Origin of the sequence: Polyangium jinanense (assembly GCF_028435265.1) — a bacterium.
Classification (GTDB): domain Bacteria; phylum Myxococcota_A; class Polyangia; order Polyangiales; family Polyangiaceae; genus Polyangium; species Polyangium jinanense.
In genome coordinates this window covers 239,022-260,749 of the sequence record NZ_JAGTJK010000011.1, presented here as the reverse complement: position 1 = coordinate 260,749, position 21,728 = coordinate 239,022, and the positions used below count along the sequence as shown (strand labels likewise).

The window sequence follows — 21,728 nt, the reverse complement described above, 5'->3', positions numbered from 1 at the left end:
GCTCACCATGAAGCACCGAATCCACAATGTCCTGGTCGGCGCGATGGGGCTCGCCAGCGCGGCGTTCTTCGCGTTCTCCGGGGCGTCCTGCTCGCAACCCACCATCCAGTGCATCGCCAGCCATTTCGCGTTCTTCGCCAAGTACGAGCTCGTCAGCGGTGACGAGGCGTGCCTCGGGCTGAAGGGCGAGGAAATCGGCATGTCCACGTACCTCGCGCCGAACGCCGACAAGACGCTCGCGAACTACGACGACCGCAGCATCGCGATCCAGTCGACCACCCTCGGTGAGATCGCGCGTGCGCGCGAAGGCGCGGGCTACGACCTCGGCAAGGACAAGGCGTACGCGTTCGGCAAGTACACGACCGCCCCGGATGCGAACAACATCTGCTACGCGGGCGGCGCGAACGGCACGGCGGCGCTCGCGTCTGCGGACATGAACGTCGAGGAGTTCGACACGGGCGAGGTGGATGAGATGGGCAACCCCGTCATCCTCCCGGCCATGCACCTCCAGCAGGAGTGGCGGAACGTCAAGGTGTACGTGACCGCAGGCGTGCCCGGCACGCAGGCTGTCGGCGAGATGGTGTTCCGCGATGTGATGGCGGGCTGCGAAGCCACGTACAAGTTCATCGGGCTCTCGCCGTCGGTGTACTGCGGCAAAGACGTTCACACCGACGACGACAACAACCCGGAAACGCCGTCCGATAACGACGACGCCGACCCGGCCAAGAAGGATACGCCGATGGTGGTCCCCGAACCGCTCTACTGCGATCCGAAAGCGCATCCCGATCTCGGCATCGAGGTCGGCTCCGGCATCAACCCGGACTTCCCGGTGGCCTGCGATCCGGAGACGCTCCACTGCACCCTCACCGGCGATCCGCTCACCGGTAGGCCGTAACCCTCCCTCTCGTTCCCTCCAGAAACGACACGAGCCTCCCGCCCGCGCGACCCGCGGCGGGAGGCCTCGTTTCGTCTTCCATACGCCGGGAAAACGCCTGCGCCCGTGGGCGCTTTACCGCTTGGGCGCCGCGCTCCCTTTGCCGAGCGCTTCCTCGAGACGATGCCGCGCGTCTGCGAGCGCTGCTTCATTGCGTTGCCCCGGGCCGAGCGCCTCGTGCCCCGCGACCTCCTCACGCAGCGTGGCGATCTGCCCCTGCTTGTCGCCCATCTTCGCCTGCAGGTCCGCGCGTTGCTTGAGGTACGCGAGCCGCCGCGGCCCGTACGAGAGCGCCACAGCGCGGCCATTCGCCGCGAGCGCGGCGTCGAAGCGCCCCATCTTCGCGAGCACGCTCGAAAGGCGCGCCGGCGGATCGTACGACTTCGGCATCTCGCGCTCGCGTTGCTCGAGCATGCGCACGGCTTCCTCGCCGCGGCCGAGCGCCACGTACGAGATCGCCCGGCCGTAATCGTACGTCGCCGCGATCTCCGGCGTCTTCGCCTCGGCCGCGGCCTTCTCCATGAGCACGAGCCGTTTTTCGTGCGCCGCGCGCGCGCCCTCCGCGTCGCCGAGCTCGCTCTTCACGCCCGCCAGGATCGCGAGGGCGTCGGCGCGATCGTCGACCGTGGACTCGGGCGGCGGCGAGGCGACGAGTGCTTCGAGCCTCGCCATGGCCTTGCGACGCGCCTGTTCTTGCGTGGGGCTCTTCGCGAGCCGGCTCGCGCAGCTCAAGAGCACGGACGCGAAATCGGCGGGGGCCGCGGCGCCACGAATCTCGTCGACGTGCGCCGTGCCGAATCGCGCGCATCCGTCGACGTCGCCGCTGCCGGCGAGCGCGGAGAGCTTTCCGGCGAGCGCGTCGTCCCGGCGCGGCCAGCGTGCGTCGACCTTCGCGAGCAGCTCGTCGTAGAGCGCGAGCGCTTTGCGATGATCGCCGGCCGCGCGCGCGGCGCTCGCCTGCGAAAGCGTGTAGAGCGGATCCGAGGGCGGCGCCGAGGCATCCATCACGCGCACCGCGTCCTCGACGAAGCTGCGCATCTCGCGCGCCGAGGCCGCGCCCGGCCAGTAAGCCACGACGTCGCCCTTCGCGGGATCGATCACGAAGAACGTCGGCCAGAAGGTCATCTTGTATCGCTCGAGGAATGCGGCGCTCGAGGGGCGATCGGTGTCGATCGCCGCGAACACCACGCGATCGGCGAGCGGGCGGAGCGCCGGATCGACGAGCACGTAGTTCTTCATGCTGAGGCACGTGTGGCACCACGGCGCCCAGGCATCGACGAAGAGCGCCTTCTTCTCGGCGCGCGCGCGTGCCATCGCGCCGTCGAGGTCGTCCTCGATGAACACGAGCGGCGCCGCGGCCGCGTCCTTTCCGGCGGCCGCGCCGTCCGGCTTCGTGGGCTCGCCCGATTTCGTACCGTTCGTCCCGGCCGCGCCGTTCGTGCGGACGGCCTCGTCCGTGGGCGCGTCGGGGCCGGGCGGCGGGGCTGTACCGCATCCGGCGGCGAGGGCGAAGAGGAGCGCGGGAATCCAGGTGCGAGGGCGGGCCATGCGGCCGAGTGTAGTGCCGAGCGGGCGCGTTCGCCCGAACGAGAGCGTGCTCGCCCCGGCGACGGATTGCGTTATGGTGAGCCCTCATGAGCGAGCTCGAGGGGCGCTGCGGAAGCTGTGCGGCGTTCATGCGTCCGCGCGAGGATTCGCGCCTCGGGCGCGTGGGGGACTGTGCGCTCGAGGTGTATCCCTCGCCGATCCGACAGACGTCGACGTGCTCGCGCTACCGGCCGAAGGGCGCCGCGGCGCCGCCGCCTCCACCGCGCGCGGCGGGCGAGCCTCGGAGGGCGCGCTCCTCGGCCATCGAGCCACGGCGCCGTGACACGGACGTCACGCGGCCGTCATCGTCCGAGACCACCGAGGGCGCGCGGGCCGCGAATGCCGGCACCTCGTTGCCCAGGGAGATCGACATCGACATGGATATCGACGAGTTCAGGCGGGTCTTGCGCGAGGTGCTCTCGGAGGAGCTCGGCCTCGGCGGTACGGAGATGGGGGCGCGCTGGCAAGGCGGGGAGATCGTCCTCAAGCCGGGCAAGGCGGGCACCGCGGAGAAGCGCATCCCGCTCGACACGTTCTTTCACAAGGTCGTGATGGTCCGGGACAAACTCCGCCTGCTCGAGGCGAAGCTCAACGCGCACGATGGGCTCCCCGCCGCGGACAAGGTGCAGCTCCAGGCGTACATCACGGCCTGTTATGGCTCGCTCACGACGTTCAACGTCCTCTTCGCGGATCGCGAGGATTGGTTCGTCGGCGCGGGCAAGGACGGCGGCGACTGACGAGCATCGAGAGGGACCGATGAAACGCTTTGCTTCTTCGTTCTCGTGTGTGTTTTTCCTCCTCGCGGGCGCGTGTGCGAGCGAGGTGGACTCCCCGGATCTGGAGCCGACGGGCTACGCGACGGGAGGTCCTTCGACGAGCGGCTCGCTCGAAGCGCCCGTGCTCGAGGACGTGATCCCGATGTCGAAGGTTTTGCGCGTGCGCTGGAGCTTGGTTTCGCCCTGCGAAGAGGTCGAAGCCGAGCGGCGCACCGACGCCGAGACGTTCGCGCCGGCCTTCACCGCGGAGGGCACGGATACCGATCACGTCGACGAGGGCGCGAACGAGGATCAGGCCTACACGTATCGGCTGCGATGCGTGCGCGGCGAGAAAGCGTCGGATTGGTCGAACACGCTGTCCGCGAATCCGTTCATCGAGTGACTTCTTTCAACGCGGCGGCGGCCGGGGCCTCTCCGGCTGCGCGCTCACGCGCGCGTTTGCGGGCGGAGGCGCGGGTCCCCGGGTGCGCCATGTCGCCGAGCGCGCGGCGCAGGGCCGCGGCCCAGAACGAGGCGAGCGCCGCGTCGTCCGTGAGGAAGACGTCCATCGGCCCGTGATCGCTGTCGATCTCCACGGCCACGAGGTCGTCGCGCCGGGGCGTCGAGACGCCGCGGACCTCTTCCATCGCGATCGCCGCGCCGAGCCGCCCTTCCGGCAGGAGATCCACCGCGCCCGTGCGGCTCACCCACGGGGCGATGACGAACCGATCGCGGCCGGCCCAGAAGAGCGGCGCGGACAGGGCGCGGTAGCGGGCGCCGAAGCGCGCGACGCTCACGAAGGCGTAGCCGCTGAGCGTCACGAGCGCGGCGGCCGCGGTGAAGCCGATCGTGAGGTTGCGATCGCCCGCTCGGAAGGCGCGCGCGGCCTGGAGCCACAGGGCGAGCGAGACGGCAAGCAGGATCGTGCCGAGGACGGTGTCACGGCGGGCGTTCGTCCGGGGCCCCCGGCTGTCGTGATCCCGCAGGACGAGGCGTTCGCCCTCGGGGCGCAGGGCGAACCGCGCGAGCTTGCCGGCCGGTAAAACGGGCCCCTCGGGCTGGGGCTCCGGCTCGGCGGGCGGAGGGAGCGCGCCCTCGGCGGCTTCGAGCGGCGCGGCGAAGGCGCGGGCGAGCGGGGTCGCCGCGCGGACGACACGGGCGCGGGCGCGGTCCCCGTCGAGATCGACCACGGCCGCGACGAGCAGGCGACGCGGCGTAGCTTCGGCGTCCGTGCGTTCGAGCTCGACCCAGGCCGCGGCGAGGGTGCGGCGGTTCGTGCACGCGGGCGCGTCGCAGCAGGGACGTTCCTCGGCGGTCACGACCAACCGGGCCACGCGGCCGGCGGTGGGGCGCTCCCCTTCGGCGAGGCGGAGTGGGGCGATGCGGACGTCGGCGCCGCCGAGGGTGCCGCGGATCCAGACGGGTGCTTCGGGCTCGGGCCCGTGGCGGCTCGACGCGCTGCCGAGGGGCGGCGCGGCGCGGAGCAGGAAGGGGGCCGAGGGCGGAAGGCGGTCGAGGGCGGCGGCGACCGCGCCGGGGACCGCGACGGCGTCGAGGGCGGGCTCGGACGTCTCCGCGCCGAGAGCGGACAGCGCGCGGGCTACGTCCGCATCGAGATCCGTTCGAGGGTGGAGCGGCATGACCGGCGAGCCATGCCAGGGATCGGGAGAGGCGTAAAGTGTTGGAATTGGTGGCGTTCGGGGAGGCCGCTCAGCGCCGCCTTCGCCGGCGGGCGATCGCGGCGAGGCCGAGGCCGAGGGCGGCGAGGGCGCCGAGCTTGCCGCGCTGGCCCTCGACGGAGCAGCCGCAGCCGCCGGACTCCTCGATCTTGGGCCCCTCGGGCTCCTCGCCCCAACCGCTGCCGCCTGCGCCGGAGTCGCCGGGGCATTCGATGGGACACGATTTCGAGCAGAGGTTGCAGATGCAGCCTGCGTACGCCTCGTAGGCCTTCACGCCGTCCGGAAATTGCATCTTGCAGGCGTCGAGGCAGGCCTTGTAGTCGGCGGGGGTCTTGGCGATGGGACAGGACGCTTCGCAGTTGTAGATGCCGACGCACTGGCCATTGCATCCCATGGCGAGCCCGTTGCATTCGGTCTTCGCGGCGTTCGTGGTGCAGGCATTGCAGCTCGGGATGCCCGAGCCGGGGGGATAGAGGGCGCAGACGCCGTCGATGTCGTCCTGCTCGATCGAGGCAATGGCATTGCCGCCGTCATAGAACGGCTCCATCGTCGAGCCCGCGACGTCCGTATGCCCGAGCCCGAGGAAATGGCCCTCCTCGTGCGTGGCAATGGAGAGCGTATCGACGGGGCTGCCGCCGACGCAATTGCCGCCCGGATTCGTGATGGAGTCGTACCAGCAGAACCCGACGTTGTTGAAGACGATGTCCGCGTCGGAGATGATCATGTTGTCGCCGTCGGGCGACCATACCGGCAGCGTGACGCCGATGACCGAATCCACCGGACCGAGCTCGAGCGGCCAGGGATCCGGTTTGTTGATCCAGAGCAGCACGTTCTTGTTGTCGTTCGAATTCCAGGTGCCGTCCGGGAGATCGCCGAGCAGCTGCGTCGAGAAATCGGTGCACTCGGGAGTCGCCCAGGCGCCGAACCCATCGACGAGCCGCTGCTGCGCGGTGTCGGCGATCTCGGGCGGGAACGTGGATGCATTGACGTAGAATTTGACCGGGAGGATGCCCCAGACCGGATAGGGCGGGCCTTCGAGGCCGGTCCAGGCGCGCGCCTCGGTCGGCGCGGAGAGAATGCCGGCCGCGCATGCGGCGACGAGGGCGGCTTTTCGGAGGAACGATTTCATTCTCACTTTCCTCCAGCGAGGCGGACCACGTCCGTCATGAGAGATTCGACCGGCTCGGGCCGCTCCACGTGCCCCGAGGGCTCGAGCTTCTTGCCCACGTAGCGGACGAGCTCGACACCGTCGAGCTCGCGGTGCGCCATTCCTTTGGCGTCCACGTGGTACGCGGAGAGCGCGAGCGCCGTGAAATACATGGTTCCTTTCTCGTCGCGACGCAGGAATACCACTGCATCTTCCCCCGCCTTGAGCGCCGCGTCACCGAGGACCTTCTGCGTCTTGCCCCGGTGTGTCCCGCCGAACTGCTGGACGACGACACGTCCCTCGACTTTGCCCTTGAGGAGCTGCACCACGTCGAGCTCGGTGCGGGTCACGAGGCCCCGTCCGTCTTCGGATTCGGCCGTGACCGCCTTCCCCACGCGCACGCGGACCACGAGGTCCGAACGGTTTACGAGCTCCTCGCGTGAAAGGAAGAGCATGGTCGTCGCGTCCGCCACGGCGCTGACGCCGAGCAGGACGATGGCCGCGAGCACGGCCAAATACTTTCTGAAGCTCATGAAGTGCCTCCTCGATCCGGGCCGCTTTGGCCTTTCGATCCACCATGCCAAGCGTCGCTCGGCGTGTAAAGCAACCCCCTCGTGGAGCCCGTCCACGTCCAGCGACGATCCAATTTTGATTGCAGGCTGGAAGTCCGCGCGCCCGCCGCGTCTCCGTCATGACGAAATTGGGTGGCTGTTTCGCGCCCCTCAGGCTACCTCCGGCGTGTACCTTTCGGGTATCTGAGGAGTCATCGATGAAACGAGCTTCGTTGCGATCGTTCGGCCTCGCCTCGCTCTTCGTCTTGGGCACCGCGATGGCCGCTTGTGGGACGGACACCACGGGACTGTTTGCCTCCGGCGGGCAAGCGACCGGCGCCTCGGGCGGCGCCGGCGGCGCAGGACAGGGCGGCGCAGGCAACGGCGGCGCAGGACAGGGCGGCGTGGGGAACGGCGGTTCTGGTCAGGGCGGCGCAGGCAACGGCGGCTCGGGTCAAGGCGGCGCAGGCAACGGCGGCTCGGGTCAAGGCGGCGCAGGCAACGCCTCGTCGTCGAGCAGCAGCGTGCAGAGCTCGTCGTCGGGGCCGATGCCTCCGGCCGTCATGGTCGCGTGTGGCGACGTGTCCTGTGCCGTCCAAGGCCAGAGCGCCTGCTGCTGGGACGAATACGACTTCAACGATCCGCCCCAGGGCGAGTGCGTGAGCGGGCCGGACGACAACGACAACTGCTCCACGGACTTCGGCGGCAACGGCCAACCGGGCTTCGAGTCGCGCATCGAATGCCAGCTCCCCGAGCACTGCCCCGCCGGCACCGTCTGCTGCGGCGACCTCATGCAGACGCAAAACGGCAACTGGTATCCGCTCCTCCGCTGCGCCGCCACCTGTACGTACCCCGAGCAGCGCGTCGTCTGCGACCCGCAGGCGCCCGACACGGACTGCCCCGTGGTCCAGACCGGGCAGGGCCAGGTGCAGACGACCTGCCAGCCGAGCACCATCCTCCCGGACGGCTACAGCATCTGCCGCCCCTGAACTTGCCTAGTAGGTAAATATCGCACATCCCGCGACGTGCGTTCGAGGCACGAGGGCCGGGGTGGTTCGAGGGGGGGGCCCCGCGAACGCGTGTTCACGGGACAAACCCGCGGCCCTCGCGCCGTGCGACGAACGGGGATATCCTAGGACCCGGAGGCACCCGCTGGACCAGGAGCCATGCGGCCGCCTCCTCTCGAGGAACCCAGGAACGAGCCATGCAGAGTGGAAAGAGTCTGCGCTTGATGCCCGACCCGGCAGGCATCTCCGGCGATCCCGCGGCGGTGATCCCTCTGCTGGAGGAAATCGAAGCGCTGCCCGAGAGCGCCACCGGCGCGCTCGTCTTCGGCCCCCCGACGCAAGGCACGGTGCTGGTCGAGAACGGTCGAATCTGCTGGGCCGCTGCGTCCGGCATGGAGCGCAGGCTCGCAGAGCTGCTCCGGGCCTACGCCGACGAACCCCCGGAGTCGAAGCGGATCGAGGACGTCTACAAGCGCTGCAAGCGTGATCAGATCCCCGTCGTCAAGGCGCTCGTCGACAGCGGTCTCGTGTCGCTCGACGGGCTCAAAGAGGTGATCCGGCAGCACACGTCGGAGGCGCTGATCGCCCTCACGCGCGAGCCGCTCCGGGAAGCGCCGAACTGGGCGCCGCACAAGCACCAAGGCTACGACGCGAAGTTCACGTTCGATCCGTGCGAGCTCATCGTGAGCGTGGGCGGCGTGTTCCACCCGGATCTCGCGGGGCGCGCGCGTCTGGATTTCGACGGTCTCCTCCGGTCGGGCGTGTACGCGGTGTCGTTCGCACGCGCGCCGCAGGCGAACACGCCGGTGCCGATCTATCGATCGCCGGGCGCGTACTTCACGCTGCGCCAGGTGATGTCGCTCGGACGGTGGGCGTTCTCCGCGCTCGACGTGTGCAACGCCTACAGCGCGCGCGCGAGGATCGCAGCGACGCTCGTCGAGCCGGGCGAGTACCTCGTGGCCTGGCAGTCGCGCGGCGTGGTGAGCGTGGCGCAGTGCGAGGACTCGATGAGCTTCGCGTTCATCGTGGGCAAACGCGCGCGCGCAAGTTCCTGACGCGCAACTTCTCGACGCTCAAGGCGAGGCTTCGAGCTGGGGTTCGGGGCGTAGGGCGCCGTCAGGCGACCCGGAGCCCCGAGCGTCAACTTCGAGATCGAGCTCGGACGGGACGGGCCGCGGCGGCAGCGGCACCGACACGCGCACGCCGTCGTGCACCGGGACGACGACTGGCAAGGGTGCGCGCTGGGACGGCGCGTCGCGATCGGCGATGGTGCGCGCAGCGACGACGCGCTGCGGCGATAACGAGTCGTTGAAGAGACAAACCTCGAGGGACTCGGACGCGGGCGTGATGTCGCACGCGATGACGGGACGCGCGGCGCGCGTGATGCGCGCGAGGACGGTCTCCTCGTCGGGGCTCGGCGGGCCGAGCGAGGCGAGCACCTCGAGCGCGCGCGGATCACGGTGGTACGCGAGCATCTTCGCGGCGTGGATACGCACGACACGCTGGCGCGCGTGCGAGAGCTCGAAGAAGGCGTCGGGAGAGGCAGGCTCGCGTCCGGCTTCGAGGAGGCCGAGGCGCGGCGGATCGATACGCATCTCGGTGCCCGGTGCCTTGAGGTGCCACTTGATCGCGCGGCCCGGATAGAGCGGCTTTCCCCAGTAGAGACCACGATCGGTAGCGCCGACGCGGCGGTTCTGATCGTCGCGGCGCGCGAACGTGACGAGGACGCTCACGTCGGGCAGCCGCGTGCTGCCGTTGTTCACGACCGAAAGATCGAAGTTGTAACCACGTCGCTCCGAGGGGACCACGCGGCCGGAGCCATCCTCAGGTCGTGACGCGAGCAGGACTTCGAGCACGGGGAGCCCGTCGTTCCAGAGGGGTGAAGCGGCATGCGCGCACACGCAACGAGGGAGGCGTGGTTCGCCGGCAGATGCCTCCGCGGGGGAAGGCGCGGGAAACGCAGAGGCGAGGTGCGCGACGAGGAGCGGCACGTTCGGCGCGACGGTCGCGGGATCGGGGGGTTTGCCGTAACGCTGGAAGAACGAGATGCCGAGCACGGAGAGCGCGGCCACGAGCGCGACGAGGAGCGGCGCGCGCGCCCACGCAGGGAGGGATGCCTCGGGGATGGGCGGCGCGGGCGGTGGAGCAAAGGGCGCGGTCGCGACGGGGACGAAGCCGAGGCGCTGGCAAAGCGCGAGCTCGAACGTCTCCGCGAGGCGATCGGAACCAGGGCCGCCCCAGGTCGCGAATCGAAGGAGCTCACGCAGGAGGAAAAAGCTTCCCGCCGCGACGACGAGCCCGACCGCGAGCCGACCGAGGAGGCCCGTCACGAGCGAAGCGGGCGAAGCAAGCGCAGCGATGAGGCCGAGCGGCGCGGGCAGGAGCGCGACGGAGAGCGCGGCGCGCCTCCGTGCCTCGTACGCGCGCGCGAGGGCCTCGCGTGGGTCGTACGTGAAGCGCGCGAGCGTGAAGCGCGTGTAGGGCGCGGCGATCGAGGGATCGAGCGCGAGGCAGAGCGCGCGGCCGCGCCGAACGAGGCCACGCACGGCCGTGTACGGCACGCGCATGTCCACGGACTCCGCGACACTGCCCGGCACGAAGCCACTTCGAAAGCCGGCCGCGCGCACGAGCTCGATCTCGAGGACGTCAGGCAGGAGCGTCAAGCGGACGGCGCCCACCGCGTTCGCACCTTCGGCCGCGAGGGCGAGGGCTCCAACGGTGAACGTGCCCGCCATGCGTCATGCCTCCGCCGCGAGGGCCATGTCCGCCGCGGGTCGCTCGAAGAGCGCACGGAGGACACGTCCCGTCGCGGTCGCGCGCCGCGCCACGGCCTCGGGAGATCCCTCGGCCACGACACGACCGCCGCCTTTGCCGCCCTCGGGTCCGAGCTCGATCACGTGATCGGCGGCCGCGATCACGGCGGGGTGATGCTCGATGATCAGGAGCGAGTGGCCACGCTGCACGAGGCGATCGAGGACGTTCACGAGGCGCGCCACGTCGGAGAGATGCAGGCCCGTCGTGGGTTCGTCGAGCACGTAGAGCGTGGGCTTGGCGCGCGAGCCGCTGCAGAGCTCGTCGGCCAGCTTGAGGCGCTGCGCCTCGCCGCCCGAGAGCGTGTGCGAACCCTGGCCGAGCCGGAGATAACCCACGCCGAGATCACACATCGTGGCGAGCGGCTCGCGGATCTTCGGGTGCGCCGCGAAGAGCTCGGCCGCCTCCTCGGCCGTACGGAGCAGGACATCGCCGATCGACATGCCGAGGTAACGTACGTCGAGCGTGGCCGGCTCGAAACGTGTTCCGCCGCAAGCCTCGCAGGTCGTGACGACGTCGGGCAAGAACGACATCTCGTGCGAGATGACCCCCTGCCCTTCGCACACCTCGCAGCGACCGCCCTTCGCCGTGTTGAACGAGAAGCGCGCGGGGTCGTAGCCGCGCATCTTCGCGTCGGGCGTCGCGGCGAAGAGCTTGCGGACCTCGTCCCAGACGCCGAGGAAGGTGGCCGGGATCGAGCGCGGCGTGCGCCCGATGGGGGATTGATCCACGGCGACGGCGCGCGCGAGCGAGGGCGGCAAATGAAGCGCGTCGTGCGGGCCGGGATCGGGTCCCGCGAGGCCGAGGGCGTGCCGCACGGCGGGGTAGAGTACGTGACGGACGAGCGTGCTCTTCCCGGAGCCGGAGACGCCGGCGACGACGGTCATGCGCCCGAGCGGAACACGCAGCGCGTCGACGCGGAGGTTGTGGGCGCGCGCGCCTTCGATCTCCAGGAACTCGTCAGCAGGGCCGAGCCGCGTGCGCGCCGAGGCGAGCGCGCGCTCGCCGGAGAGGGCCTTCGCGGTGGGCGAGTTTGCCGTGCGAAGCACCTCGGAGGGCGTCCCCTGGGCGACGATGCGACCGCCGCCGCGCCCGCCGGTGGGGCCGAGATCGATGAGGTAATCCGCGGCGCGGATGGTGTCCGCGTCGTGCTCGACCATGAGCACGGTGCTGCCCATGCCGGCGAGCTTGCGGAGGTTGTCGAGCAGCCGATGCGTGTCGCGCGGATGCAGGCCGATCGTGGGCTCGTCGAGCACGTAGAGCGCGCCCGTGAGGCCACTGCCGAGCTGCGCGGCGAGACGGAGCCGTTGCATCTCGCCTCCCGAGAGCGTGGCCGCGCGGCGATCGAGCGCGAGGTAGCCGAGGCCGACCTCCTCGACGAACGCGAGCCGCCGCGCAAGCTCACGGTGCGGCGCCTCGGCGACGAGCGCGCGGTCGCCTTCGAAGCGGAGCGCCTTCGCCCAGCGCACGGCCTCGGACACCGAGCGCGCGGTCGCCTCGTGGTACCGATCGCCGGCGAGGCGCACCGAGCGCGGGACGGGCGCGAGGCGCGAGCCGCCGCACGTGGTGCACGGCTCGTTCGATGCGTCGGTGAGATCGGCGCCTTCGCTCCCGCCGAGCACGCCCGTCCCCTCGCAGGCCTCGCAGCGACCTTGCTTGGTGTTGAACGAGAACCAGCGCGGATCGAGCTCGGGCACGCCCGCGCCGCAACGAGGGCAGGTGCGCGTGGTGGAGAGGAGTTCTTCCTGCCCACGCGAATTGACGAGCTTGAGCGAGCCCTTGCCGAACGTGAGCGCGCGGTCGAACGTGGCGCGATCGAGGGCGTCGAGCTTGCCCTCGTGGATCACGAGATCGATCGAGTGCTCGCGCCGTTTGTCGAGGCGCGGCGGATCGTCGGTGCTCGCCCGCGTGCCGTCGACGATCGCCTCCGTGATGCCCGCGCGCGCCGCGGCCGTGAACACGTCGAGGTACGTGCCCTTGCGCGCGACGACCGCGGGCGCGAGCAGCGTGCGCGCGCCCCGCGTGGCGAGCAGCGCGCGGTACACCTCGTCGGGCGCGCGCGCGGTGATGGGGACGTCGCACGTCGGGCAGTGCGGATCGCCCACCTTGGCGAAGAGGAGCCGCAAATAGTGGGCGATCTCGGTGACGGTCGCGACCGTCGAGTTCGACCCCGATCGTGTCGTGCGCTGCTCGAGCGCGATCGCAGGCGGCACGCCCGTGACGCGATCGACGTCGGGGCGCGGCATCGAGGGGAGGAACTGGCGCGCGTACGGCGTGAGCGTCTCCAGGAAGCGCCGTTGTCCTTCGGCGAAGACGACGTCGAACGCGAGCGTGCTCTTGCCCGAGCCGCTCGGCCCCGTGACGACGACGATCTGACCGTGCGGGATCGACGTGCAGACCTCCGCGAGGTTGTGCTCGCGCGCGTGCACGATCTCGATCGCCGACGGCGCGGGCGGATAGGCCGACTTTCCTCGGCGCGACGCGTCTCCGTTCGCCTTCTCCTTCCGCCGCGATGACGACGGCGGCGACGAAGGTTTCGCGAGATGCGCCGCGAGCGCGCGTCCCGTGCGCGTGCTCGTGCGCGCGACCTCCTCGGGTGTCCCCTCGGCGACGATCTGCCCGCCGTCGCTCCCCGCACCCGGGCCGAGATCCACGACCCAGTCGGAGGCCGCGATCACATCGAGATCGTGATCGACGACGATGACGCTCCCGCCGCCGCGCACGAGGTCGCGCATGGCCTGGTTGAGCAGCAGCACCTCTTCCGCGTGCAGACCCGCGCTCGGCTCGTCGAGCAGGAAGAGCGAGCCCGCCGTCCGTTCGCCGAGGGCGCGCGCGAGCTTGAGCCGCTGCGCCTCGCCGCCGGAGAGCGTCGAGAGCGGCTGACCCAGCGCGAGGTAACCGAGACCAAGACGCGCGAGCGGCCCGAGCGCGCGCACGATCGCCGGCTCACGCGCGAAGACCTCGAGCGCCTCGTCGATCGACAGCGCGAGCACGTCGGCCACGGAGCGGCCGTCCACCTTGACCGCGAGCACCTCGTCACGGAATCGTTTTCCTTGACAAACCGGGCAGGTCAACGAGACGTCGGCGAGGAACTGCATCTCGATCGTCTCGGCGCCCTCGCCCGCGCACGACTCGCATCGTCCGAGCGCGACGTTGAACGAGAAGTGCCCCGCCGTGAGCTTTCGCGCGGCCGCCTCGGGCTCCGCGGCGAACTTCTGGCGGATGCGGTTCCACGCGCCCGTGTACGTCGCGGGGTTGCCGCGCGAGGTGCGTCCGAGCGGGGCTTGATCGACGAGCGTGACGACCTTGATCCCGCTCGTGCCTTCGATCTTCTTGTGCGGTCCCGCGGGCTCGATGTCCTTGTAGCCGCGGGCCCGCGCGAGGGCGCGGTAGAGCACGTCCTCCACGAGCGTGCTCTTGCCGGATCCGCTCGCGCCCGTCACGCACACGACCTGCCCGAGCGGCAAGCGCGTGCTCACGTCCTTCAAGTTGTTCGCGCGCGCCCCCACGATGGAGATCGATCCACGCGCCGCAGGCCGCTCCTCCGCCGATGCAACGCTCGCCGCGCCTCGCGCGAGCGCGCGCCCCGTCGGCAGATCGGTCCTTCGCGCGAGCTCCGCCGGCGCGCCGTCGAACACCACGCGACCGCCCTGCTTGCCCGCGCCGGGTCCGAGCTCGACCACACGATCCGAGGCCCGGATCACGAGCGGCTCGTGCTCGATCACCACCACGACGTTCCCGCGCGCCGCGAGCTCGCGCATCGCCTCGATGAGCGGCGGGATGTCGCTCGCGTGCAGCCCTACCGTCGGCTCGTCGAGCACGAACAGCGCGCCCGTGAGCGACGTCCCGAGCGCGCCCGTCAACGTCACGCGTTGCGCCTCACCGCCCGAGAGCGTCCGCGCTTGCCGATCGAGCGTCAGGTACCCGAGCCCCACGCGCTCCAGGTACGAGAGCCGCTGCGCGAGCTCCTTCCGCGCGATCTCCCCCTGCCCCGTCGTCGCCTTCAAGCGCTCGAGCAGAGCCCGCGCCTCGCGCAGCTCGAGCCCGTGCCAGCTCGCGAGATCGAGCCCGCCCACGCGGTAGAGCAAGGACTCCGGCGACAGGCGCTTGCCGTCGCAGGTCGCGCACGGATCGTAGGAGCGGTACCGCGCGAGCAGCACGCGGATGTGCATCTTGTACGTGCGCGTCTCCAGCCACTTGAACCACGCGCGCACGCCGGGGTACCTGTCACCGCGGAAGCTGCCCTCGCCGTCGAGCACCTGCGCGCGCTGCGCCTCGGTGAGCTCCTTCCACGGCGCGTCGAGCGGGATGCCCTTCTTCTCGCAGAACTTCTTGAGGACCTTCCGCTCCCACGACGTGCTCGACCCCGTCCACGGCCGGATCGCCCCGCCTTCGAGGGTCTTCTCCTCGTCGGGGATCACCTTGCCCCAGTCCACGCCGATCGTCCGGCCAAACCCGCGACACCCCGGGCACGCGCCGATGGGAGACTGGTACGAGAACAGGCCCGGCCGTGCGGCGTCGAAGCTCCGCGCGCACGACGGGCAGGCGAGCCCACGCGGCACGAGCACGCGCCGTCCCGCGCCGTTCGCGCCCGAGCCGCCGACGTAGAGCGCCACGCCTCCCTCGGCCCGCTGCCACGCCTCCTCGATCGCCGATCCGAGGCGCCGCGCATCCCGCGCGCCGATCTTCACGCGGTCGACGATCACCTCGACCCCGCCGCCCGCGCCGAGCGCGTCGCTCGGCCCGACCTCGTCGATGTCCCGCACCTCGCCGCGCACGAGCAGACGCCGGTAGCCCGCTTCGAGCAGCGTCTCGCGCACGTCGAGCAGCTCCTCGGTGCCGGCGACGGGCACACGGTACGTCACGAGCGCGGTCGATCCCTCGTGGCTCTCCACGGCCTTCGACGCGGCCGTCACCGCATCGACGCGGACCGCCGGAACCTGGCACGTGGGGCACACGGGCGTGGCCTCGCGGGCGAACACGGCCGACAGGTACGGCTCGAGGTCGGCCATCGTGGCGACCGTCGAACGCGAGCTCTTCACGGGCGCGCGTCGATCGACGGCCACGCCCGCGGCGACCGGATCGAGCTCGTCGATCGGCGGCCGTTCGAGCCGCTCCAGGAACTGCCGCGCGTACGGGCTGAAGCTCTCCACGAAGCGGCGTTGCCCTTCCGAGTAGAGCGTATCGAGCGCGAGGGAGGATTTTCCCGCGCCGGAGACGCCCGTGAAGCAAACGAGCTGCCCGGGCACGAGCTCGAGGTCGATGCCCTGGAGGTTGTGGGTGCGCGCGCCGCGGATGCGGATGGGTTGCATGGCTTCGCTCTCTGCGGTGAGGGGTGATGCGGGAAAGACTCGGACAGAGGCGCGGGCGTACTAGCACGGCGCGCGGGTTTGTCGCGGAACGGACGCTCGTCCGCCTATGGACGCAGGACGCACGGCGCGCTAGCCCTACACGAGCGTCTGCCGGGAGAGCGGCTCTTCGGGCGGCGTTTGGCCGTAGCGACAGCGATCAAAGGTGTCAACCACGTGAGCGGGAAAGAAGCGAGCGACGAGAAGCTCATCGTGCGAAACCGGAGGGCCGGCTTCGAGTACGAGCTCGGCGAGCGCTTCGAAGCCGGGATCGTGCTCGTCGGCAGCGAGGTCAAGATGCTGCGCGACGGAAAGGCCGACCTCTCCGACGCGTGGTGCGCCATCACGAACGACGAGGCGTTCCTGCACGGCATGCTGATCCCCGAGATGCCGGGCGCCGCGTTCGGGCACGTCGCGAAGCGGTCGCGCAAGCTCCTCCTGCACGGCACGGAGATCGATCAGATCCGCAAGGCCGTGGAGCGCGAGGGCATGACGGTCGCGGCCACGCGGCTCTATTTCAAGAAGGGACGCGCGAAGGTCGAGCTCGCGCTGGCGAAGGGCAAAAAGCAGGCGGACAAACGCGAGACGGTCAAGCAACGCGAGGCCGAGCGGGAAGCCCGCGCCGCGATGGGCCGGGGCCGCCGGGCGGAGTGAACATGCCGCATCTGACGCTCGTGAAGGGTGGCTCGGCCGATCTCGTGGCCCTCGACGGCGATCGGGTGAGCCTTCGATCCACCGAGGCCTTTGCGCCGGGAGCGCCGCTCGCTGGCAACCTCGCGACGAGCTCGCTCGTGCGCGTGAAGGTGCACCGCTGCCGAAGGCAGGACGACGCCTTCCTGGTCGAAGGCCGCCTCGTCGACGCGACGCGGCGCCTTCGCGAAGAGCTCTCCGCCCTGCTCCCTCCCCCTGCAGGCGGGGGCTCGGGCGACGCAGGCTCGCCGTAAACGTCGCCCCACAATCCCGGGCCAACGCCGTCGCCCTGCGTGCCGGATCGAGGTTTTTCGTGTCCACCCGGGGTCTGTATTCCAGACCCATGAACAAATGTAAAGCGATTCCTCGATCGCGCGACATTTCCAGGGGTTCGCGTCGCCTGGCTGACGGCATTGCCCGATCCGACGGGCCCCCCTAGGCTCGAAGACATGAAGATCGCGTCGCGCCCCCGGGTCATCATTCGCCGTTGCCCCACCTACGACGTCGAGCAGATCCGCCGGATCGTTCGGGAGGGGCTCGAGGAGCTGGATCTCCGGCCGCACGGCCGCACGCTGGTCAAGCCGAACTGCGTCGCGTCGGGCCCGTCGTTCCCGCACGCGTACACGCGGCCGGAGTTTTTGGAGGGCGTGCTGCGCGCCTTGCAGGACCGGAACGACGGCCGCGTGAAGGAGCTCGCTCTCGGCGAGCGCTGCGGCATCACGCTCCCCACGCGCATGAGTTTCGACGGCGCGGGCTACTACCCGATGCTCCAGCGCACCGGCGTGAAGCACTACCACTTCGAGGAGGAGCCGCAGGTCGAGATCCGACTCACCCACAAGGAGCGGCTGCGCGACTACCTCTTCACGCCCGAGCCCGTCGCGAAGGCCGACTTCTTCGTCAACTGCCCCAAGTTCAAGAGCCACCCCTGGACCACCGTGACGTTCTCCATGAAGAACTACATCGGCATCCAGGACGATCGGCACCGCCTCATCGACCACGACCACCGGCTCGACGAGAAGATCGCGGACCTCCAGTACATCGTTCAGCCGCAGTTCATCGCCATCGACGCGATTGTCGCCGGCGAGGGCCGCATGCTCACGCCCATCCCGCGCAAGCTCGGGCTCGTCATCATGGGCAACTCGCAGGCCGCGTTCGACGCGCTCTGCTGTCACATCATCGGCGTCGATCCCTACACCGTGGATCACCTCCGCCTCGCGTCCGAGCGGGGCTTCGGCTCGCTCGATCTCGACGCGCTGGAGATCAGCGGCGACGTGACGCTCGAAGAGGCGCAGGCGATGGCCAAGGGCTTCAAGGTCGGCCTCGTGCGCGTCGAGAAGTACTTCGAGGGCTCGCACATCACCGCGTACGCCGGCCCGCCGCCGGAGCCGGAGCGCACCGACTACTGCTGGGGCGGTTGTCCGGGCGCGCTCGAGGAGGCCATCGAGATCCTGCGTCTCTACGACGAGCAGTGCGACGAGAAGATGCCGCGCATGCACATCGTCTTCGGCGCCTACGAAGGAAAGATCGACGCGGCGCCGGGCGAGCGCGTGGTGTTCATCGGCGACTGCGCGAAGTGGTCGGGCAACCTCCACGGCCGCCTCGTGAACGTCGAGAGCCTCTACAAGGACCGCGCCCACAAGGACCCGTACCACGCCAAACACGACGACATCTTCGCGAAGGCGGTGACCGTGATGCGGAAGATGGCCACCACGGATCCGAGCGAGCCGCTGCGCCTCGAAGGCTGTCCCGTCAGCGTGGCCGAGCAGGTGCTCACGCTCGTCGAGATCGGCAAGACGAAGAACCCGTACCTCTCGCCCGCGGACGCCGTGCGCTTCAGCAAGGGCTACCTCGGCTGGCAAGGCAAGGCGCTCATGAAGCGCATCTCCGGCAAGCCCTACCAGATCCACGGGCCCTGCGAGCGCGGGCAAGCCGCGCCCGAGGTCTCGCCGCCTACGCTTCCGGACGCAGAGTAACGTCGAAGAGAACCTCGACTTCGTCGCGGATCCGGAACGCGCCGAGCGGCCCCTTCACCTCACGAAGGCCGAGCCGCATCATCGAAAGCGCGGTGCGTCCGGAGACACGCGTCCGGCCCGCTTCCTCCGTCACGCGCAGCGAGACCGGCAGCGAGCTCCGACCCCTCCAAACCTCGACCGTCACCTCCGCGCGATCCCGTGACGTGCCCTTCGCGTGGACACGCACCTCCTTCGTCCCCGGGAACACCTCGTCGCGGATCTTCCGCTCGATGTCCGAGCGATCCGAGGACGAGAGCGCCGACGTATCGACGCGCTCTCCATGCAACGTCCCCACGACCTGCAGCGCGGCGACCGGCACGACGAGCTCCGCGGAAAACCCCTCGCCTTCGAGCGTGGCGCGACCGGAGAACACGGACGCCGTGATCTCGAGGTCGTGCGCGAGACGCGCCAGCATCCCGCTCGCGCGGGTGTGAACGAGAAGCTTGGAGGACGAACGATCGACGATCAACGCGGACACAATCACTCGCGACACCTCGACGCAGCGAACACCGGAAGCAGCATCGCCATGAGCAGAAGAGCCACGGAGCTCTGCGGCTGCGAGAGCCCGAGCGGTCCTTCACCGCCGAGCAGGTTGCGTCCGTGCGCGCGTGGCAGGAGCGCCGCGAAGAGGCCCGCGCCGCTGCCGAAGAGGAAGTCGAGGACGAGCGGCACGAGGCGCCCGCGGCCACGTTCGAGGAACGTCGCGCCGAACGCGAACCAGCCGCCGTACGCCGCGCCGACGAGGGCGCCGATCCAGCCGCTCGTGAAGGCATCCCGCGCGAACGGCGGCGCCGCGGCCGACTGCGCGGACGCGACGGCGACGAGGGCGAGCAGCGCAGAGCTCACAGCCGAAGCGATCACGAGCGCCACGCCGATCCCGAGCGCGACGTCGCGACGAGAAGCGCCGTACCGCGCGACGGGCCAGGCCGCGTCACGCAGCTTCACGCGATCACATGCGCGCGCCGCGAGGGCGAAGCAGAATAGCGGGACGACGAGGCGGAACGTCGCGGCGAGCGAACGATCAACCGCGGCGGCCGTGGTCACGCGGCGCTCGATGAGCCCGCCGGCGAGCGCGAGCGCGAGCGCGAGGATCGCCGTGAGCACGACGCCGCGCCCCATGAGCCTGCGAGCCCCCATCGCGGCCCCGAGCGAGATGCCCACGAAGGCGCTCGCGCCGCGAGGCAACGTGGCCTCTGGCCTTTGCTGCGACGTCATAATCCTCCCCGTGGTTCGCCGGGATCACCCGGTTTTTCCGCGATGTCGGTCGTGACGGGAGGCGCCTCCGCGGCCGGCGCCTCGCTCGGGACGGCCTGGACCGCCTCCGGCGCGACGGGCGCGAGGGCTCCCGGCACCCGCGCACTCCTCGCAGCCGGGAGCGCGACGGGTGGCCTCTGCGCGAGCCCCGCGGCGCGGCGGAACGTCAAGAGCGCCTCGGCCGCGGCGCGCACCTGCACGATGCCAGGCGACGCCGGCGCGACGGCTTCGATCACGACGCCTGCTTCCACCGCGGCGTCCGTGAGCGCGAGCGCGCAGGCGTCGAGGTCCTCCCCGGACAAACGCAGCTCCGCGGCTTGCGGATACGGCCCCGCGGCCTCGCTCCACGCGACGGCCCGCACCTCCGGTCGATCGGAGAGCAAGCGCGCGAGCACACGCACCGGCGATCGTTCGCTCGCATCGTCCGCGGGCCGCACCCACGCGACGAGCGCGGGCTCGCCGCCCGGCAGAGGCTCCGCGGCGTCGGCCTCCCCAAGCACGATCCCCTTGTGCAGCACGAGGACCCGATCCCCGAGCGCGCGCGCATCCGCGGGCGAGGACGTCGTCACCACGACACACGCGCCGCCGAGCGCGAGCGCCCGGATCCGCTCGCGCACGAGGCCGAGCAGGTTGAGCGCGACGTCGGAGAGCGGCTCGTGCAGCGAAACGAGGAGCGGCGACGGCGTGGTGAGCGCGAGCGCGAGCTCCACCGCGCGCGCCTCGGCGAACGAGAGCGATCGAGGCTCCCGGCGCGCGAGGTGACCAAGGCCGAACGGATCGAGCACGTCGCCGGCGTGTGTCGTCGACTCGCCACGCGCCTTCCGCGAGAGCGCGACGCACGCCTCGACCGTGCGCGCATCCGGGAGCGTCGGCTCCGCGGCGAGCGCGCCGATCCGGGCCCGCAGCAAAGGCGAACGCGCGGGCGATTGTCCTTCGATCAAGACACGTCCATGCAAGGGAGCGCGTGCACCCGAGATCACCTCGGAAAGCGCGAGCGTGCCGTCCTCGGGCGCCCCCAGGACGGCAAACACCCCTGCACCGAGCGCGAGGTTCAGACCTGCGAGGCTCCCGCGGGAAGCCCCCCGCGGCGCCGCCGCATCACGCGCATGGATGCCTTCGAGCAAAAGCCGCGGCGGCGGCATCATGGGCGAACGCGGCATCGTCATGCGCCTGCTCCGCCGCGGCCTGCGTCGACGAGGAGCGAGAGCAGCGCGGAGAGCGCGCCCGGGATCGAGTACGAGCCGCGCCCCGCGAGCTCCGCGAGCATCCACGGCACGATCACGATCGCCGCGAGCAGGACCCTGCCGCGGCGCCCGCCCATGCGCGCCGCGAACGTGGCGATCGTCCCGAGCGTGGCCCCGGCGATCGCCGAGAAAGCGAACAGCCCAAGCGCGAACACGATCCTCCGCATCGCCATGGATCCGGAGCTCGACAGCGCGACCGTCACGAGCGCGAGCCCGACGAGCGGCAGCGCGATCGCCCTCGCGATCTGCACCATCGACGCGATCCACCGCACGACGTGCAGGCTCTGCGCGTGCACCCCGTGCGTCGCCGCGAGCGCCTCGATCCCGGCCTCGCGATCCTCGGCGGTCCGATCACTCGCAGCGGCGATCGTCGTCGGCGCTGCCGCCACCAGCGTGATCGACGCGGCCCCGAGGCCGACGAGACCTTCGAGCGGCGCGCTCGTTCCTTCCGTTACGCGAAGCACGATCGCGAGGCTCGCGAACGCTGCGCCGAGCAGCGCTCCGCCCACGAGGCCGATGCGCGAAAGCGCCGTGCGCCCGAGCCGGGTCCGGGACAACGCGACCGCGGCGAGCAAGCGTCTCCTGCGACGCCCACGAGGCGGCCCGGGAGTGCGGCGCGCTGCTGGCGCACCGGTGAGGCTCGGTGGAGTCGACGTCGTCACGATGGTTTCGAGGGTGAACGCGAAGGGCTTCGCATGCCCGCTGCCCT

At 70.6% G+C, this 21,728-nt stretch carries 18 protein-coding genes; 8 read left to right on the top strand and 10 right to left on the bottom strand.

The window, feature by feature from the left end:
- Positions 1–7: 7 nt before the first annotated feature.
- Complete coding sequence (locus KEG38_RS22555) at positions 8–895, top strand: hypothetical protein (RefSeq protein ID WP_272421778.1); 888 nt, start codon at positions 8–10, stop codon at positions 893–895.
- A gap of 114 nt (positions 896–1,009) precedes the next feature.
- Here KEG38_RS22555 and KEG38_RS22550 read toward each other — a convergent pair whose 3' ends face one another.
- Positions 1,010–2,482, bottom strand: coding sequence for a thioredoxin family protein (locus KEG38_RS22550; protein WP_272421776.1), 1,473 nt, complete (start codon positions 2,480–2,482; stop codon positions 1,010–1,012).
- 86 nt (positions 2,483–2,568) lie between these two features.
- On the opposite strand from KEG38_RS22550, the gene KEG38_RS22545 reads away from it, so the two are divergent.
- The gene (locus KEG38_RS22545; RefSeq protein ID WP_272421774.1) at positions 2,569–3,258 is read left to right on the top strand and encodes a DUF8685 domain-containing protein; all 690 of its coding nucleotides are present in this window, start codon (positions 2,569–2,571) and stop codon (positions 3,256–3,258) included.
- A 19-nt stretch (positions 3,259–3,277) separates the two neighbouring features.
- Positions 3,278–3,679, top strand: coding sequence for a hypothetical protein (locus tag KEG38_RS22540; RefSeq protein WP_272421773.1), 402 nt, complete (start codon positions 3,278–3,280; stop codon positions 3,677–3,679).
- Here the strand turns inward: KEG38_RS22540 and KEG38_RS22535 are convergent.
- The 3 genes from KEG38_RS22535 to KEG38_RS22525 form a co-directional block, all read right to left on the bottom strand.
- Complete coding sequence (locus tag KEG38_RS22535) at positions 3,669–4,916, bottom strand: hypothetical protein (protein ID WP_272421772.1); 1,248 nt, start codon at positions 4,914–4,916, stop codon at positions 3,669–3,671. The two genes, KEG38_RS22540 and KEG38_RS22535, sit on opposite strands and share 11 nt — an antisense overlap.
- Positions 4,917–4,986: 70 nt before the next feature.
- On the bottom strand, positions 4,987–6,084 hold the full coding sequence (locus tag KEG38_RS22530) for a matrixin family metalloprotease (RefSeq protein WP_272421771.1): 1,098 nt from the start codon (positions 6,082–6,084) through the stop codon (positions 4,987–4,989).
- A 2-nt stretch (positions 6,085–6,086) separates the two neighbouring features.
- A complete protein-coding gene (locus KEG38_RS22525) occupies positions 6,087–6,635 on the bottom strand; it encodes a hypothetical protein (protein WP_272421769.1) in 549 nt (182 codons plus the stop codon).
- A gap of 236 nt (positions 6,636–6,871) precedes the next feature.
- Between KEG38_RS22525 and KEG38_RS22520 the strand changes: the two genes are divergently transcribed.
- Both KEG38_RS22520 and KEG38_RS22515 read left to right on the top strand, forming a co-directional pair.
- Positions 6,872–7,642 carry a hypothetical protein gene (locus KEG38_RS22520; RefSeq protein WP_272421767.1) on the top strand — a complete coding sequence of 257 codons (771 nt, stop codon included), beginning with the start codon at positions 6,872–6,874 and terminating at the stop codon, positions 7,640–7,642.
- Positions 7,643–7,857: 215 nt separating this feature from the next.
- A complete protein-coding gene (locus tag KEG38_RS22515) occupies positions 7,858–8,715 on the top strand; it encodes a hypothetical protein (RefSeq protein ID WP_272421766.1) in 858 nt (285 codons plus the stop codon).
- A gap of 18 nt (positions 8,716–8,733) precedes the next feature.
- Here the strand turns inward: KEG38_RS22515 and KEG38_RS22510 are convergent, their stop codons facing one another.
- A complete protein-coding gene (locus tag KEG38_RS22510) occupies positions 8,734–10,395 on the bottom strand; it encodes a hypothetical protein (RefSeq protein ID WP_272421765.1) in 1,662 nt (553 codons plus the stop codon).
- Between the two features lie 3 nt (positions 10,396–10,398).
- Positions 10,399–15,783, bottom strand: coding sequence for an excinuclease ABC subunit UvrA (gene uvrA / locus KEG38_RS22505; protein ID WP_272421764.1), 5,385 nt, complete (start codon positions 15,781–15,783; stop codon positions 10,399–10,401).
- 213 nt (positions 15,784–15,996) lie between these two features.
- Between uvrA and smpB the strand changes: the two genes are divergently transcribed.
- The 3 genes from smpB (at position 15,997) to KEG38_RS22490 (ending at position 18,482) form a co-directional block, all read left to right on the top strand.
- A complete protein-coding gene (smpB, locus tag KEG38_RS22500) occupies positions 15,997–16,473 on the top strand; it encodes an SsrA-binding protein SmpB (RefSeq protein WP_272421763.1) in 477 nt (158 codons plus the stop codon).
- A gap of 2 nt (positions 16,474–16,475) precedes the next feature.
- Positions 16,476–16,763, top strand: coding sequence for a hypothetical protein (locus KEG38_RS22495; RefSeq protein ID WP_272421762.1), 288 nt, complete (start codon positions 16,476–16,478; stop codon positions 16,761–16,763).
- Positions 16,764–16,958: 195 nt separating this feature from the next.
- A complete protein-coding gene (locus KEG38_RS22490) occupies positions 16,959–18,482 on the top strand; it encodes a DUF362 domain-containing protein (protein ID WP_272421761.1) in 1,524 nt (507 codons plus the stop codon).
- On the opposite strand, the gene KEG38_RS22485 is transcribed toward KEG38_RS22490, so the two are convergent.
- Genes KEG38_RS22485 through KEG38_RS22470 form a run of 4 tightly spaced genes read right to left on the bottom strand, consistent with a single transcriptional unit; the run spans position 18,460 to position 21,576 of the window.
- The gene (locus tag KEG38_RS22485) at positions 18,460–19,005 is read right to left on the bottom strand and encodes a hypothetical protein (RefSeq protein WP_272421760.1); all 546 of its coding nucleotides are present in this window, start codon (positions 19,003–19,005) and stop codon (positions 18,460–18,462) included. The genes KEG38_RS22490 and KEG38_RS22485 overlap by 23 nt on opposite strands.
- Positions 19,002–19,736, bottom strand: a complete 735-nt coding sequence (locus tag KEG38_RS22480) for a hypothetical protein (protein WP_272421759.1) — start codon at positions 19,734–19,736, stop codon at positions 19,002–19,004. Before KEG38_RS22480 ends, KEG38_RS22485 begins: the two co-directional genes overlap by 4 nt.
- Positions 19,733–20,941, bottom strand: coding sequence for an ATP-binding cassette domain-containing protein (locus KEG38_RS22475; protein ID WP_272421758.1), 1,209 nt, complete (start codon positions 20,939–20,941; stop codon positions 19,733–19,735). Before KEG38_RS22475 ends, KEG38_RS22480 begins: the two co-directional genes overlap by 4 nt.
- Positions 20,938–21,576 carry a hypothetical protein gene (locus tag KEG38_RS22470; protein WP_272421756.1) on the bottom strand — a complete coding sequence of 213 codons (639 nt, stop codon included), beginning with the start codon at positions 21,574–21,576 and terminating at the stop codon, positions 20,938–20,940. The genes KEG38_RS22475 and KEG38_RS22470 overlap by 4 nt, the downstream gene beginning before the upstream one ends.
- Positions 21,577–21,728: the final 152 nt, after the last annotated feature.